Genomic DNA, 13822 nt, shown 5'->3' on the forward strand with positions numbered 1-13822 from the left:
CATGCCGGGACTGGACTGCTCCCCCGGACGCGGCGATGATGAAAGCAGGCGTGGGGACAGGATGGTCGGCCGCGGCATGCGGTTGATCCCGCGCAGTGGAGGCGCAGGGGCATGTCACGCAAATCGGAACACCCGGGGCATGCGCCCGCCGGCGCAGGCCACGTCTTCGATGAACAGTTCCTCGCAGCCTATTACGAGCACGCTGCGCCCGAGGACCTCCAAGGCTACAGTCCCGAAAACCTTGAGCAGCGGGCCAGGCGCCATGCGGAACTGGCCGACAGCCGCCCGTCGGGCACGGCGGCCGTCGCCATCCTGAACGAAAGCGACGCCAGCGTCCTGCTGGTGGTTGCAGACACCCTGCCGCATCTGATCCATTCGCTCACCGCCGAACTGGCCCGCGAAAACGAGTCCATCCGGTTGCTGGTGCATCCCAATTTCCTGGTGCGGCGGGATCAGCGGACTGGCCGGCTGATGGAAATACGGCATGGGTCCTCGCAGTCCGCACCGGCGGGCCGAATCGCCGGCATCCCGGGCGTTGTGGCGACCGGCGCCGCCCAGGAGCCGCCGGGGTGGTCGTCCGAAACCTGGGTGGCGGCGGAGATTGGCCGCCTGCCGGGGTCACGGGCCGTCGCGGAGCTCACCGGCAACGTGCGTCGTGTCCTGGCGGACGTCCAGTTGGTTGCGGACGACACCCCCGCCATCCACGCCAGCCTCGCCCGCGCCATCAATTCCCTGGACCGGCTGCCCGCGGGCACGGTTCCGACCCCGGAGCAGCTCGGCGAGCTCCTGGACTGGCTGGACCGCGGCAACTTCACGTTTTTGGGTTACAGCGAATTTGAATACTCGACGTCGGAGGGCACCGATGCCGTGGCGTTGCGGCCGGGCACGGGGCTGGGTTTGCTCAGGGACGGTCGGCCGGAGGCCCGCCAGCCCGTTACGGGACTACCCCATTCACAGGTTCTCACCATCTCCATTTCTGATCTGAGATCGTCGGTCCCCCGCCCGGCCTACCTGGATGAAATCCTCGTCCGGACCTTCGGCAGCGCAGGGAAAGGCACGGGAGAAGTGCGGTTTGTGGGCCTCTTCGCCCCGGGCGCCACGGGCCGGTCCGTGCGGCGCATCCCGATGATCCGGGACAAGGTGCGCGCCATCCGGGAACGCTTCGGCTTCACCGAGGCCTCCCACCAGGGCAAACAGCTTCTCACCGTCCTCGAGTCCTTCCCCTTGGACGAGCTGTTCCATCGGGACCTGGATGAACTTTTCGGGCTTGCCCGGGAGATCCTGCTCCTGCAAGCGCACCACCAGACACGGGTGTTCCTGCGCTCTGACAGCTATGGCCGCTTCATGACAGCCCTGGTGTTCCTCCCCCGGCACAGGTACAGCACGGCCGTGCGCCTCCGGATCGAAAACGAGCTCAAACAGGCTTTCAGGTCCTCCTCGCTTGAATTCGAAGTCCGGCTCAGTGAATCCCCGATGGCCCGCGTGTTCTTCCGGATACAACTGCCTGCCGGCGGGATGCCCGACGTCGATTCCGCTGCCGTGGAGCGGAGCATTATCAGCGCCACGCGGACCTGGGCCGCGGGCCTGGACGAAGCGCTCCGTGCCAGGTTGCCGTCCGCGGAGGCCAGCCGGTTGTCGACGCTGTGGTCCGCCGCCTTCCCGGCCAGCTACCGGGCTGATTTCGACGTCGAGGACGCGGTTGAAGACATCAGACGGTTTGAGAAGTTCGATCTCGACGGAACTGGCGGCCGACCGCTGAACGATCCTCAGCTGGCCGTTCATGTCCCCACGGCTGCGGCCCCGACGCTGGCCGAAGACGCTCGGATCCGGCTCTACCTGACCACCGCCCATAGCCTGACGCGGATCCTGCCGTTCTTCCACAACCTCGGCCTGGAGGTGCTGAACCAACGGCCCTTCGATGTTGTGCGCGGGAGCGACCGGCCGTTGTTCCTCTATGACCTCGGCGTCCGGTACCCAGCGGGCGTGGATCCGGCCCGGACCAGCGGGCTGCTGCGGGATGCCTTCGCGGCCGCCATGCGCGGGGACTCGGAATCGGACCGCTTTGACGGCCTTGTCCTCCGGGAGGGCATCGAGTGGCGCCAGGCGGCAATCCTGCGCAGCTATGCCAAGTACCTGCAGCAACTGGGCACGACGACCTCCTACGGCTTCATGGCCGACACCCTGCTGGCCAATGCCCGGGCCACCCATGCGCTCTTGGCGCTGTTCCGGGCCAAGTTTGATCCCGACCTGCAGGCGCCGGGCCGGTCCGGGGACACCGACGCGGCCCGGAAGGAACTGCTGGCCGCGGTCGACGACATTCCCGTCCTCGACGCCGACCGGCTGCTGCGCACCTTCATGAACCTGGTGGAATCCACGCTCCGCACCAACTACTTCCAGGGGCGGCTCCACCTGAGCTTCAAGCTGAACCCCGCCGCCATTGCCAGTGCGCCGCTTCCGCGTCCCAAATACGAAATCTGGGTGTACTCGCCCCGCGTCGAAGGCGTTCACCTGCGCTTCGGGGCACTGGCCCGGGGCGGCTTGCGCTGGTCCGACCGAAGCGAGGATTTCCGCACCGAGGTCCTGGGCCTGGTCAAGGCGCAGAACGTGAAGAACTCGGTGATTGTGCCCACCGGCGCCAAGGGCGGTTTTTATCCCAAACAGTTGCCGGACCCCTCCATGGACCGCGACGCTTGGCTGACGGAGGGCCTTCAGTGCTACCGGATCTTCGTCCGCGGGCTGCTGGACGTCACCGACAACCTGGTCACCACCGCGCACGGGGAAACAGTGGTGCCTCCGCCGCGGGTGGTGCGGCACGACGTCGACGACTATTACCTCGTGGTGGCGGCGGACAAGGGAACAGCGTCATTTTCCGATGCTGCGAACGCGGTGGCCGAGGAATACGGCTTCTGGCTGGGCGATGCTTTCGCGTCCGGCGGGACGGTGGGCTTTGACCATAAGCAGATGGGCATCACGGCCCGCGGGGCTTGGGAATCCGTGAAGCACCATTTCCGCGAACTCGGGGGTGAACTGCCAGGAAGAGGACTTCACAGTTGCCGGCATCGGCGATATGAGCGGCGACGTCTTTGGGAACGGGATGCTTCTTTCCCGCCACATCCGCCTGGTGGCAGCTTTCGATCACCGGCACATCTTCCTTGACCCGGCGCCGGATGCGGCGGCCTCGTTCGAGGAACGGCAGCGGCTCTTTGCCCTCCCCCGTTCCTCCTGGGCAGACTATAATCCAGCGCTGATCAGCAAGGGTGGTGGTGTCCACTCCCGTGGGGCCAAGGCGATCAGCATCACGGAACAGGTCAGGAGTTCCCTCGGCCTGGACCCGGGCACCGTGTCGCTGCCACCCCACACGCTGCTTCAGGCCATCCTCCGGGCGCCCGTGGACCTGCTGTACAACGGCGGCATCGGAACCTACGTCAAGGCCTCGTTGGAAGGCAACGCCGAGGTCGGCGACAAGGCGAACGACCCCATCAGGGTCAACGGCAATGAGGTCCGAACGAAGATCATCGCCGAGGGCGGGAACCTGGGAATCACGCAGCTCGGGCGGATTGAGGCCGCCCTGTCCGGCGTCCTGCTCAATACCGATGCGATCGACAACTCAGCCGGAGTTGACTGCTCGGATCATGAGGTAAACATCAAGATCTTCGTGGACCGGATGATCGCCTCGGGAAAGATGAAGCCGGCGGAACGCGCGGGCTTCCTGCATTCCCTCACGGACGAAGTGGCCAGCCTGGTCCTGGCCAATAACACGGACCAGAATGTCCTGCTCTACAACGACCGGCACCTGGTGCTGGCATGGAGCCCGGGGTTCGAACGGACCATGGACTGGCTCGAAAACGCCACCGACCTTGACCGCAGGCTGGAGGGTCTGCCCAGCAACGAACAGCTCCGGGAACGGCTGCGGTCCGGTGAGGGCCTGACCGCGCCCGAACTTGCGGTGCTGGCCGCTTACGCCAAGATCGAACTGGCCGCAGAGCTCAATGCCAGCGACCTTGCCGACGACCCGTGGTTCCGGCGGGTCCTGCGCGGGTACTTCCCGCGCCTGCTGTCCGAACGCTTCGAAGCAGAGCTTGAGGGCCACCCTCTGCGCCGCCAGATCGTCTGCACAGTGGTGGCCAACGACATGATCAACCTCGGCGGAATCACGTTCGCCTTCCGCGCCATCGAGGAAACCACTGCGACGGCCGCAGGTATAGCCAGGGCCTTTGTGGTGGCGCGGGAAGCCTACGACCTGCCGTGGATCGTCAACCGGCTGGCCGCCCTCCCCGCCGGATATCCCAACGAAGTCATCGCCGAAGCGACCCTGCACATGCGCAGGGTCCTGGACCGGGCCACGCGGTGGTACGTGACGCACGACCACCGCGACCAGCCCGTGGACGCCGCCTTGGGCAGGATCATGCCCACCCTGGACCTGCTGCGGACCCGGACCGTGGACTACCTCCGCGGCTCCGACCTGGACCGCGTGCAAGAGCGGCTCACGCACTGGGACGCCGTGGGGATGCCCCCCGAGCTGGGCCGGCGCGCCTCGGACCTGTTGGAGAGTTTCGGGCTGCTGGACATCTCCCTGATCTCCGAAGGAGTACGCGAACCGATCGCCGCCATCGCCGAGGTGTACTACGCGGTGTTCCAGCGAATCGGCGCCGCGAACCTGCTGCTCAGCATCACCGACCTGCCCCGGCAGAGCCGCTGGGAGGCCCTCGCTCGGGCCGCCCTGCGCGATGATGTGTATTCCGCTGTAGCGGACATGACCGTCTCGGTGATGGAGACCACCCACGGCCCCAGTGCCGCAGAGGCCGGCACATCCGACGCCGTGGAGCGCATCGTGGAGTGGGAACGCGGGCACCAGGAGCAGCTGGGCCGGCTCAAGGACACCTTCGCGGAAGTGACCAAACCGGGGCAGGTGGACATCGCCTCGATCTCTGTGGCGCTGAAACTCCTGCGGACACTGGTGCGGCGCTAGGCTGTGGCCACCGCCAGGTCCACCCGGACGTCGGGCTGGAAGCCGCAAGTGCACCGCAACTCACAGTTCTTCGGACGCTTACCCGCAGGAAACACAGCCGAAACCGCTGGTGCCTAGCCTTGGACTGCATAACACTTCGGCGAATCGAGGCAGTCATGCAGACCAACCCGCGGCTCAACATCCGTCAGGTCACCTGGGCGAACCCCGTAGGCGCGGACCTGAGGGCCGCCCAGCAGGCGGAACTCGAGGCACGTTTCGGCCGCCCCGACCACGAACCCGGCCCGCCGCCGTCGGAAGCGGACACCGCGGTGTTCCTGGTGGCGCACGACAAGGCCTCAGGCCAGCCGGTCGGCTGCGGCGGCCTTCGCATGCTGGACGCCCACACCGCGGAAATCAAACGCCTCTACGTGCTGCCCTACACCCGCGGCTCGGGAGTAGCGAGCTCCATCCTCGCGGCCCTCGAAGCCCACGCCTACGCGCTGGGGATCACCACCCTGACGGCGGAGGCCGGCTCGGTGCAGACCGACGGGCGGCAGTTCTACGAGAACTCCGGCTTCGTGTCCGTGCCGAACTTCGGCCCCTATGTCGGCGTGGTGCACTCGTACTGCTACGCGAAGCCGATCGATTCGCACAGCGCCGCGCACACCGCCATGGCGTAAGGCCGCGCGGCGCCGCAGATCGGCGCCGCCGGTGCCGCTGGGGCGGTGCCGTGCCGCGCTGCCCGTGCCGCGCTGCGTCACACAACGCCGCCCGTCACGGAGTCGGCTAACCTCGCACTATGGAACCGGCCGACATCACCTTCCGCACCCGCAAATGGGTGCGGCCCGAGGACCTCAACGCCAACGGCACCCTGTTCGGCGGGAGCTTGCTGAAGTGGATTGACGAGGAGGCGGCCATCTACGCCATCCTGCAACTGGGCAACGGCCGGGCCGTCACCAAGTACATCTCCGAAATCAACTTCGTCAGCTCCGCGGTCCAGGGCGACCTGATCGAAATGGGCCTGACCGCGACCCGCTTCGGCCGGACATCGCTGACCATGCGCGCCGAAGTCCGGAACATGATCACGCGCCGCAGCATCCTCACCATTGATGAGATCGTCTTCGTGAACCTGAGCCCGTCCGGGAAGCCCGAGCCGCACGGCTACACCGAAATCACTTATGACCGGGACCGGATTCCGACGCACCACCTGACCGAGACCCTGGACCAGGACTAGCCAAGCCCAGCAGCGCGTCCCGCACAGGCTGGCCCCGCTCCGCCAGGGCCAGCCGCATCACGGCCGACGACGCCCACCGCAAAGCCTGGGTGCGCAGGTGACGCGCCCGGTTGTAGGCGCTCAGCGCCTCGTCCACGGGCCGGGTATTGAGCAGCGCCGCGAGGGCCACGGCGTCGACCAGCGCCTCGCAGGCGCCCCGGCCGAGGTTGGGTGTCATCGCGTGGGCGGCATCGCCGAGCAGCGCCACCCGGGCGCGGACATAGCTACCAAGCGGCGGCGCCGTCCAGATCCGCTGCGCCAGGGTGGTTTCCGGTACCGCAGCGGCCAGGACGTCGCGAATGCCCTGGGCGTAGCCGCTATACCGGACCCGGGTTTCCGCCAGGACCGCGGCGACGTCGAGGCTTCCGCGACCCGGCCCGGAGCGGAACGCCGCGTACCAGTTGGTCCCGGCCGCCGCGGGACCAATCCCGAAGAGCTGCCCGCGGCCCCAGTATTCGCCCGTGTGCCCCCGCCACAGCGATCCGGGAACCACGCCGCGGACCGCGAGGTAGCGGGTGGGCCGGGCACCGGAGCGGGCGCCCCAGCAGCTGCGGCGCACCGCGCTGTGGACACCGTCGGCGCCCACCACGAGGCCGGCGGGACCGGGCCGGACGACGTCGAGGCGGCCGGACACCCGGCGCACGCTGCCCGGAACGGCAGCGTCGAGGAGCCGGATGAGGTCAACCCGGGAGACGCCGATCAGGTCCGTCGCCTGCGCTGATGTCCATGGCCTCCCGGAGGCCGCCCGGACGGTCATGCCGTCGATTGCCGGGCTGGCCTCCCTGACGGCGTCCAGGATGCCCAAATCGCCGAGGGCGCGCTGGGCCGCGGGCCACATGGCCAAGGATGTCCCCACGGTCGGGAGTCCATACCGCTGTTCGGTGACGGTGACCTCGAAACGCGCGGGATCCAGCCGGGCTGCAAGAGCCAGCCCGGCGATGCCGCCGCCGATGATGGAAACAGCTTGCGGGCGGGGCCGATCATGCGGTTGTTCGGTCAGGTCCAGAAATCGTCCGCCTTGGCCGTGTCCTCGAAGAACTCCCGCCCTTCCGTGATCTTTCCGTCGCGGACCACAAACGTAATGACGGTGGCCATGTCCAGGGTCTTGCCGTTGCTTTCACCGCGGGTGTGCTGGATAGCTACCGTGTAGTTTTCGCCGCCGACGACGTCCTCGAGGTTGGCTTGGAAGGAACCCTGGGTACGCGCTCCCAGTTCGCCGAAGTACGCCAGGACCGCTTCGCGACCCTGTTTGGTTCCGGATAGCACGCCACTTCCGGCAACGTGCCAGACTGCGTCCTCCGCGAACATGTCGCTGAGGGTCGCCATATCCCCTGAATTGAAGGCCGCATACCCCCGCCGAACCAGTTCAACATTCTCTGCCGTTCCCATGATCGGACACCTCTCCGTCGTCCTTGTCGGGCCATGCTGGGACGGTTCAAGGCTAGTCCTGGCCCCGGTGCCTGTCGACGGAAATATGCGCTTCTTCCCGGGGATCCTGCCGGCGTCCTAGCGGGCTCCCGGCCAGCCGGTGTAGGCCTCCGCGAGGTAGGCGCTGCCGTGGCGGGAGGACACCACGGACTGGAGCTCGCCAAGCTGGCGGGCACGGGAAAAGTCATCGGCGCCGGCCGGGGTGTGCAGCATGGAGGTCATCCAGTAGGAGAACTGCTGGGCCTTCCACACCCTGTCCAGGGCGCGGTCGCTGTAGGCATCCAGGAGCGCGGCGGAGCCGGTGGAATAGAAGCTGTCGAATCCCTCGAAGAGGACCTTGACGTCGTTCAGGGCCAGGTTCAGGCCCTTGGCCCCCGTGGGCGGCACCGTGTGCGCGGCGTCCCCGGCGAGGAACAGGTTGCCGTGCCGCATGGGGGCGTGGACAAAGCTGCGGAACTTCAGGACCGTCTTGTCGATCACGGGCCCTTCCTTGACCTCGAAGCCGTTGCCGTTGACGCGGCTGCGGAAGGCGTCCCAGATGCGGTCGTCACCCCAGTTGTCGACGTCTTCGTTGGGGTCGCACTGGAAGTACATCCGCTGGACCGTCTCCGTGCGCTGGCTGATCAGGGCGAAGCCGTTCCCGGAGTTGGCGTAGATCAGCTCGTCCGAGCTGCGCGGCGCCTCGGCCAGGATGCCGAACCAGGCGAAGGGGTACTCGTGGAAGTACCACTTGCGGTGCGTCTCGGGAATCTGGAACCGGCAGTGGCTGCGCGAACCGTCCGCGCCGGCGATGAAGTCGGCCTGGAGCTCGTACTCGACGCCGGCCGCGTCCGTAAACCAGACCTTGGGCTGGGCTTCGATGTCGTGGATGGTGGTGTCCGTGACGCCGTACCGGACGTCGCCGCCGTCGGCCTTCCGGCGTGCGGCGAGGTCCAGGAACACGTCCGTCTGCGGGTACAGCCACACCGATTCCCCGACGAGGTCCTGGAAGTCGATCCGGTGGCTTTCGCCGTTGAAGCGCAGTTCGATTCCGTCATGGCGGTCACCGTCACGCAGCACGCGGTCGGAGACGCCGCTGTCGACCAGCATATTGACCGAGCCGTGCTCCAGGATGCCGGCGCGGACCGTCTCGGAAATCTCCTGGTGGCTGCGGATCTCCAGGACGGTGGATTCGATGCCGGCCTTGGCCAGCAGGTGGGACAGCATGAGCCCGGCCGGACCGGCCCCGATGATGGCTACCTGGGTGGTGATGACTTTTCGCTGTGCCATGTGCGTCTCGCTTCGTTGCGGGTCCCCGGGGGCGGGCGCCTGGGGGCCGGTTGGGTTCGTCTGGCTAACAGTGTGCTCCCACGGCCGTGATGCGCGTTACAGAGATTCCGCTGAATGGAATGCCTCGCGAGGCTCGCCAAGCCGCCGCCCGATCCCGCGCGCCGCGGTCTGGAGGGCGGGAACGAGCGCCTGCAGGCGCACTTCTCGAAGGGGAACGACGACGCCGAGGGCCGCCACCGCGTGCTTCCTGCGGTCCAGCACGGGAACCGCGATCCCCCACGTGTCCGGGTCTACGACGCCTGCCAGCTGGGCATAACCCTGATGGGCGGCTTCACTCAGGAGGGCACGGAGGTCCTCCAGGGCCAGCCGGCCGGTCGGATCACTGAATCCCTCGAGGTATTCGGCCTGGACGGGGCGGGGCTGGTTGGCCATGAGCACCAGCCCGGCGGAGGACACGTGCACGGGCATCCGCCCGGCCACCTGCGCCCGGTTGGCGACGGAGCCGCGGCGGGACAGCCGCTCCACAAAGAGCGCTTCCTGCCCGTCCAGCACGGCGAGGTTCACGTTTTGATGCAGCACCTGCTGGATGTCCTCCATGAACGGCAGGGCGGCCTGGCGGAGCTCGAGCGTGGGCGAATTGCGGTTGGCGAGTTCCCAGAGCCGCAGGCCCAGGCTGACGGAGCCGCCGGGGCCGACGTCGAGCAGGCCATGTCCTGCGAGTTGCCGGACGAGCCTGTGCGCGGTGGTCAGGGGGAGCTCCGCCCTCGCGGCGAGCTCCGAGAGCTGCAGCGCCGTGACACCTTCGGGGAACGCGGCAATTAAGCGCAGGACCCGGTCCACCACCGAATCGCCGGAGTTCGAATTGGCCACCATGCCCCTTCCGTTGAATGGTTTTAAGTGTCCCATGCAACACGGTGCAGTGATAGAACTCTCACAATGGAAAGAGCACCGGCCGGCACCGGCCGGCACCGGCCGGCCGCTCGGAATCACATAAATACTAATGCTGAGGTAACAATGTCAACGTCGTCATTGGATAAGCCGTCATCGGGGCAGAAATCACGGTGGCCCGTGTGGCTCTGCTGGCTGGCCATGGTGCTGGACGGCTTTGACCTGGTGGTGCTCGGCACCGTCATCCCGACCCTCATCAAGTCGCAGGAACTTGGCTTCGATGCCGTTGGGGCGACGTTCGCGGCAACCGTCTCCCTGGTGGGTGTGGGGCTCGGCGCGCTCTTCATCGCCCCGCTCTCGGACCGCCTCGGCCGGCGGAACCTGCTGGTGGCCTGCGTGGCGTGGTTCTCCCTCTTTACGATCGCCGTCGTCTTCGCACCCAATGTGGCGTGGTTCAGCACGTTCCGGCTGCTGGCCGGCCTCGGCCTGGGCGCCTGCCTGCCCGCCGCCCTGGCGTACATGAACGACTACGCACCCGCCGGAACGGCCGGAAAGTCCACCACCCGGACCATGACCGGGTACCACGTTGGCGCCGTGGCCACCGCATTCCTGGCCCTCATGGTCATTCCGAGCTGGCGGACCATGTTCGTGGCCGGCGGCCTGGCCGGTTTCGCCCTGGTCCCCTTCCTGTGGTTCAAGCTTCCGGAGACCCTCCCGCCGGTCCACCACATCCCCGCCACCGCCAAGTCCGCAACCGCCAAGTCTGCGGCTGCCTCCCCTGCCGGCACCCCGGCGGCCACCCCGGACAGAGCAGTGGCCGCGCCCTCGCCCGCGGAGGAACGCGCCAGCTTCCGCGATCTGGGCCGCAAGCCCTACCCGCTGATTGCGGCCGGCGTGGCCGTGGCGTCCTTCATGGGGCTGCTGCTGGTCTACGGCCTGAACACCTGGCTGCCGCAGCTCATGGCCTCCGCCGGCTACAGCCTGAACGCCGGCCTCGCCTTGCTCCTGGTCCTGAACGTGGGCGCCGTGGTAGGCCTGCTGATCGCCGGGGTCCTGGCGGACCGGCACGGCACCAAGAAGATCGTCCTGCTCTGGTTTGGCCTCTCCGCCGTGTTCCTGGCCGCGCTCAGCATCCAGATCCAGAACGAAGTGGTGCTCTATGCCGCCGTCTTTGTCACCGGCGTGTTCGTCTTCAGCTCCCAGGTTCTGGTCTACGCCTGGGTCAGCCAGCTCTTCCCGGTCCGCCTGCGCGGCACCGCCCTTGGCTTCGCCGCGGGAGTGGGCAGGCTGGGAGCTATTTTGGGGCCGGCCGTCACCGGCGCGCTGGTGGCCGCCGGCATCGCCTACCCGTGGGGCTTCTACGTTTTCGCCGCCGCCGCGGTCCTGGCGGTCATCGCCCTCGCCTTCGTCCCGCAGACCGTCCCGGCTGTGTCCCGCACCGGCGCCAGCGTCGGGCACCCGTAGCCGTCAGCCACTCCTAGGGGAAGCGCTCCGGGGCCTGCGCCTCGCGGCGGCCCCTGAGTTTGCGCCACGCGCCGGGCGCCAGCACGACGGCGATTCCGACGGCGGCGCCGATGATGGTCTCGACGATTCTGTCGCGGAGCAGGAGGCCGGGGGGCACGGGCGCCACGAGGAGCGTGGAGGTCAGGGCCAGCGGCGTGACGAAAACCTGCGCCAGCATGTACTGGCGGGCGATGAACATCTCGGCGCCGAACTGGCACGCCGCAATCACGAGCACCGTCTGCCAGGGCGTCGGCTGCAGGAGCAGGATTCCGGCGAGCAGCACCAGCCCCAGGGCGGTGCCCGCGACGCGTTGCAGGCCGCGGCTGACGCGGTGCCGGGTGGTGTGGCCCACGAGCGGGACGACGGCGGCCACCATCGCCCAGTAATTGTGGCCAATGCCCAGCCATTCCCCGGCCAAGGTACCCAGCGTTCCCGCCAGGCCTGCCGCCACGAGGTAGCCCCAGCTTTCGTGCCACGCGGTGTGCTTCTCCCCCGGAGTGAGGGCCGCCGGTCTCGGATTCACCCACGGCGTCCGGTGGCTCCGGGCCACCCGCGAGGACTGGCCGAGCAGCAAAGAGAAAGCCACCGTGAGGACCGCCACCAGCATGGCCTGCCACAGCGGCGGCTGGTTGGGGATCGACGCGATGGCCGCGAACGCGAAGATATGGAACAGCGAACCGGAGGGACGCAGGCGCCACCACGCGACAACCAGGGAGCATCCCCACGCGATCACGGTGGTGGCCACGACCAGGACCCACGTGGTGCCGGCCGCCGACAGCCCGGCCAGGGCGTCCACCCGCGCGGTGAGGGCGGCCAGGAACATCACCAGCAGCATCAGCCCGCCGCCGCGGACCTGCAGGGTCAGGCGCCTGGCGTGCGGCTCGTTGCGGCCGTAGATGCCGGTGAAGGCGCCGAAGGAAGCGAAGATTGCCAGATCCAGGCGGTCCAGCAGTACCAGCGTGATCAGCGGAACAAAGACTCCCACGGCGCAGCGGAAGGCAACCTGGTGGTCCTTGTTGCCCGGCGCGATGGTGAACATCTCGGCGAACACTTTCATGGCGCCGGCCTCACAGCGAAAAAGTCCTTCATGGGCGGGTTCTCACGGGTCGGGACGCCTTTCGTTGCAGCCGGAGTGTTACGACGGCGGCGCTGGCATCCAAGACGGAGTTTACGCCGGAAGGGCGCGGTGGCGGCATCGGAATCCGTTGATCGGGATCGGCCGGCTGCACCGCGAAGTGGTAGCGTCTATCGGTTGAATCAAGCCCGCAACGCACACCGGAGGTTCCCCATGCTCAAAGGATTCAAGGATTTCATCCTGCGCGGCAACGTGATCGAACTGTCCATCGCCGTCGTGGTCGGCACCGCTTTCACCGCCCTGGTCAGCGCGTTCACCTCGAACATCGTCAACCCGATCCTCGCGGCCGCCGGCGGCGTCCAGACCCAGGGCCTGGGCTTTCACATCTGGCCGGGCAACGACAAGACCTTCGTCAACATCGGCGCCGTGGTGACGGCCTTCCTGACCTTCCTCATCACCGCCGCGGTGGTGTACTTCATCTTCGTGGCCCCCATGAACCGGATTAACCGAATGGTCAAGAGCCGGCTCAGCGCAGCCGAGCCCGAGGAAGAGCCGATCCCGGCCGACACCGCGCTGCTGGCCGAGATCCGCGACCTTCTGGCCAATCTGGCAGGCCCGGAAGCCGGTGCCAACCGCGCCCGGGTCGGGGAGCACCCGGAGGGGGAGTACCCGTCCGGGGAGTACCCGTCCGGGAAGGCACAGTCGACGGAACCGGCCGGAGTCGCAAGCCGAACTCACGCCTGAGCCCTCATTGCTGTGCGCCCTCTGGCGGGCGGGGGTTCCGGAGTGCTTTGATGTAGACGCCCCCGCCGCGCGAGCCCGGATGCCAAGGAGGAACACCATGCCGGATGTTCACTGGAACCACGAGCTGGTGGACCAATTGGACTGGCACTTTGCCAACCAGGCCCGCCCCCGTCTGGACGGGTTGACTGACCACGAGTACTTTTGGGAGCCGGCCCCGGGCTGGAATGTCCGCCGCAAGGACGCCTCAACGCCCCCGGGCGCGCCGGGTTCGGGCGATTTCACCATTGATTTCAGCTACCCGGAGCCCGTTCCCGCTCCGGTGACAACCATTGCGTGGCGCCTGTGCCACATTCTGGTCGGCGTCCTCGGCGCACGCACGGCATCGCATTTTGGCGGTCCTGCGGTGGACTACCAGTCCTTCGCCTACCCCGGCACCGCGGCCGGGGCACTGGCCCAGCTGGACGAGTACTACGACCGATGGATCCAGGGCGTGAAGGGCCTCCATGAAGCGGGTTTGGCGGCGCCCTGCGGTCCGGCCGAGGGTCCGTTCGCCGATGCCCCGATGGCAGCACTGGTCCTGCACATCAACCGCGAGATGATCCACCACTTGGCCGAGGTCGCCCTGCTCCGCGACCTCTACGCCCACCGTGGCTTGCTCCGGCACGGCGTGGAGGCTGGGCCGGGCCTGTAACAG

At 67.7% G+C, this 13822-nt stretch carries 10 protein-coding genes and 1 pseudogene; 6 read left to right on the forward strand and 5 right to left on the reverse strand.

The genetic code is table 11. The annotated features are described in order from the left end of the window. Window positions 1-111 precede the first annotated feature (111 nt). From ABH915_RS00520 to ABH915_RS00530, 3 genes and pseudogenes are all read left to right on the forward strand, one after another. Window positions 112-4969 (forward strand): annotated as a pseudogene (locus ABH915_RS00520) (NAD-glutamate dehydrogenase). A 155-nt stretch (window positions 4970-5124) separates the two neighbouring features. Further along, entirely contained in the window at window positions 5125-5628 is a 504-nt protein-coding gene (locus ABH915_RS00525; RefSeq protein WP_370116599.1) for a GNAT family N-acetyltransferase, read from the forward strand. A 119-nt stretch (window positions 5629-5747) separates the two neighbouring features. Further along, on the forward strand, window positions 5748-6182 hold the full coding sequence (locus tag ABH915_RS00530) for an acyl-CoA thioesterase (protein WP_018775381.1): 435 nt from the start codon (window positions 5748-5750) through the stop codon (window positions 6180-6182). Here the strand turns inward: ABH915_RS00530 and ABH915_RS00535 are convergent. The 4 genes from ABH915_RS00535 to ABH915_RS00550 all read right to left on the reverse strand — a co-directional run bounded on the left by ABH915_RS00535 (window position 6121) and on the right by ABH915_RS00550 (window position 9788). After that, window positions 6121-7173 carry an FAD-dependent monooxygenase gene (locus ABH915_RS00535; protein WP_370124901.1) on the reverse strand — a complete coding sequence of 351 codons (1053 nt, stop codon included), beginning with the start codon at window positions 7171-7173 and terminating at the stop codon, window positions 6121-6123. The two genes, ABH915_RS00530 and ABH915_RS00535, sit on opposite strands and share 62 nt — an antisense overlap. Before the next feature lie 44 nt (window positions 7174-7217). Beyond that, the gene (locus ABH915_RS00540) at window positions 7218-7610 is read right to left on the reverse strand and encodes a nuclear transport factor 2 family protein (RefSeq protein ID WP_370116602.1); all 393 of its coding nucleotides are present in this window, start codon (window positions 7608-7610) and stop codon (window positions 7218-7220) included. Window positions 7611-7727: 117 nt separating this feature from the next. Beyond that, on the reverse strand, window positions 7728-8918 hold the full coding sequence (locus tag ABH915_RS00545) for a 4-hydroxybenzoate 3-monooxygenase (protein ID WP_370116605.1): 1191 nt from the start codon (window positions 8916-8918) through the stop codon (window positions 7728-7730). A 96-nt stretch (window positions 8919-9014) separates the two neighbouring features. Further along, a complete protein-coding gene (locus ABH915_RS00550) occupies window positions 9015-9788 on the reverse strand; it encodes an IclR family transcriptional regulator (protein WP_370124902.1) in 774 nt (257 codons plus the stop codon). A gap of 219 nt (window positions 9789-10007) precedes the next feature. Between ABH915_RS00550 and ABH915_RS00555 the strand changes: the two genes are divergently transcribed. Next, on the forward strand, window positions 10008-11270 hold the full coding sequence (locus ABH915_RS00555) for an MFS transporter (RefSeq protein ID WP_370124903.1): 1263 nt from the start codon (window positions 10008-10010) through the stop codon (window positions 11268-11270). Window positions 11271-11283: 13 nt separating this feature from the next. On the opposite strand, the gene ABH915_RS00560 is transcribed toward ABH915_RS00555, so the two are convergent. Continuing rightward, window positions 11284-12366 (reverse strand): FUSC family protein, encoded by a 1083-nt coding sequence (locus ABH915_RS00560; protein ID WP_370116608.1) that lies wholly within the window; start codon window positions 12364-12366, stop codon window positions 11284-11286. Window positions 12367-12597: 231 nt separating this feature from the next. Between ABH915_RS00560 and mscL the strand changes: the two genes are divergently transcribed. After that, window positions 12598-13128, forward strand: coding sequence for a large conductance mechanosensitive channel protein MscL (mscL, locus tag ABH915_RS00565; RefSeq protein ID WP_370116611.1), 531 nt, complete (start codon window positions 12598-12600; stop codon window positions 13126-13128). Between the two features lie 97 nt (window positions 13129-13225). Then, the gene (locus ABH915_RS00570; protein ID WP_370116613.1) at window positions 13226-13819 is read left to right on the forward strand and encodes a DinB family protein; all 594 of its coding nucleotides are present in this window, start codon (window positions 13226-13228) and stop codon (window positions 13817-13819) included. Window positions 13820-13822 lie beyond the last annotated feature (3 nt).

Source organism: Arthrobacter sp. MW3 TE3886 (assembly GCF_041262145.1).
In the GTDB taxonomy this organism is placed as follows: domain Bacteria; phylum Actinomycetota; class Actinomycetes; order Actinomycetales; family Micrococcaceae; genus Arthrobacter.

Bases quoted from the DNA above. Each gene is read 5' to 3' on its own strand.
- ABH915_RS00540 (WP_370116602.1), bottom strand. From the start codon at position 7,610: ATGGGAACGGCAGAGAATGTTGAACTGGTTCGGCGGGGGTATGCGGCC.
- ABH915_RS00545 (WP_370116605.1), bottom strand. From the start codon at position 8,918: ATGGCACAGCGAAAAGTCATCACCACCCAGGTAGCCATCATCGGGGCC.
- ABH915_RS00525 (WP_370116599.1), top strand. From the start codon at position 5,125: ATGCAGACCAACCCGCGGCTCAACATCCGTCAGGTCACCTGGGCGAAC.
- ABH915_RS00570 (WP_370116613.1), top strand. From the start codon at position 13,226: ATGCCGGATGTTCACTGGAACCACGAGCTGGTGGACCAATTGGACTGG.
- ABH915_RS00555 (WP_370124903.1), top strand. From the start codon at position 10,008: ATGGTGCTGGACGGCTTTGACCTGGTGGTGCTCGGCACCGTCATCCCG.
- ABH915_RS00530 (WP_018775381.1), top strand. From the start codon at position 5,748: ATGGAACCGGCCGACATCACCTTCCGCACCCGCAAATGGGTGCGGCCC.
- mscL (WP_370116611.1), top strand. From the start codon at position 12,598: ATGCTCAAAGGATTCAAGGATTTCATCCTGCGCGGCAACGTGATCGAA.
- ABH915_RS00560 (WP_370116608.1), bottom strand. From the start codon at position 12,366: ATGAAAGTGTTCGCCGAGATGTTCACCATCGCGCCGGGCAACAAGGAC.